The organism is Skermanella sp. (genome assembly GCF_059503625.1).
Map to the genome: position 1 here is coordinate 1 of NZ_JCACHA010000094.1, position 1,423 is coordinate 1,423.

Annotated in this window: 2 protein-coding genes; one reads left to right on the top strand and one right to left on the bottom strand. The window is 59.9% G+C overall.

Going from position 1 to position 1,423, the window contains the following annotated elements; genetic code table 11:
- The first annotated feature begins 120 nt into the window (after nt 1-120).
- Nucleotides 121-906, top strand: coding sequence for a hypothetical protein (locus tag AC5JJ6_RS02460; protein WP_496040521.1), 786 nt, complete (start codon nt 121-123; stop codon nt 904-906).
- A 126-nt stretch (nt 907-1,032) separates the two neighbouring features.
- Here the strand turns inward: AC5JJ6_RS02460 and AC5JJ6_RS02465 are convergent.
- On the bottom strand, nt 1,033-1,423 hold a 391-nt coding region (locus tag AC5JJ6_RS02465; RefSeq protein ID WP_496040522.1), incomplete at its 5' end, for a cupin domain-containing protein.

The following is a 1,423-nucleotide window of genomic DNA, read 5'->3' on the forward strand; positions in this document are numbered from 1 at the left end:
ATTCCCAAAATCACGCAGCGCCCATCACTGGATTAATACTGGTTCAGCAAAGCCGACTTTCGTCGGCCGGTGCCATGCTCAGCAAAGTAAAAGGACTTTAAAGTGTCTGCTCGTTCCTCCGTGATTCATGGCGGCACTATGCCCGGATTTCGCCTGTCCCCGACGGACAAGCCCGGGAACAGCTTCGCTGCGTTCAAGCGATGCCTGGCAGCCATGCCCCAGGTTCAACCCGCCCTGGCCGAGACTACTGGGTTCAAGGTCCGGCAGATTGAGGGAGTAGGGGACCTGGAACCCTTGCGCTGGGGTTCGGAAACGCTGCTCCTTAGCGTCCGCTCGCTCGATTGGCTGCAGGACATCCTTTCTACCGGCAACCCCGGCCTGATGCGCGGTATCCACACGCTAGGTGTTTTCATGCCGGACCAGGTGGCCCGGATACGGGAGTTCGTGATTCTGCTCGATGGCTGGCTGGTGTGGAGCGGATCGGCCGGGGATCTGAAAGCAAAGCTGGATCTGGCAGCGTTCGGCTATGTGGTCGTGGCGCCCGCGATGAATGCGGCGACGGTGGACGAGCATCGGCTGGCCCTGCTCGACACCCTGGCCGAAACACACCTGTCGCTGCTGCCGCTGCTGGTCAATGGCATGACCGACGAGGAAATTGCCCTTAGCCGCAAGGCCACCTTGCCGACGACCAAGCTGCTGATCCGCCAGCTCCTGATCCGGCTTCAGTGCCGCAACCGGACCGAAGCCGCGATCTTCGCTTGGCGACACGCCAATGTTCTGGCCGAGTACCGGGCTCGCGTTGGGGCAGCGGCTCTTCAACCAACCGGCCCGCAGTTTTCCGGCAGAGCATCCAGCGATGTGCTGCCCATCCTGAAAATGCAGCCGTCCCTATTCGAGCGAGGGTAAACGGCCACGTCCGGGGCTGTTTGACAAGGGCGAAAATGTCCTTTTCGGAGGCCACGATATGTATTCTGATAAGCGGTAACTCATCCCCTTGCTCGGAGCCGTGGGTGTAGTAAGAGGTTCTGATCCTCAGCTCGCCAGAGTCGTTTCAATTAGGATAGTGTCGCTGTCGAAGTGGGCAGAGTGCCAGGTGTCGGGAGGAAAGTGGAACACGTTGCCGGGCCCAAAAGGATGTGAACCCTGCTCCGTTTCCAGCAAACCGGTCCCCGAGACAACCTGCACAAACTGCTCATGGCTGTGACGGTCAGCCTTGATCCCCGCTGGAACCTTGACCATCACGAGAGATATATCAGCGCCGGCCAGCACGCGCTTGCCCACACCGGAGGCCGCGACCTTTTCAGGGATGTCGTCCCAGGAGATGCAGTGCTGGTTCATTGAAGCCTCAGATCTGAGCGCCCACTGACCGGGAGACAACACGAAGGCCGACATCAAGGTTGCCGCGTTTGAAGCGCGAACAGTG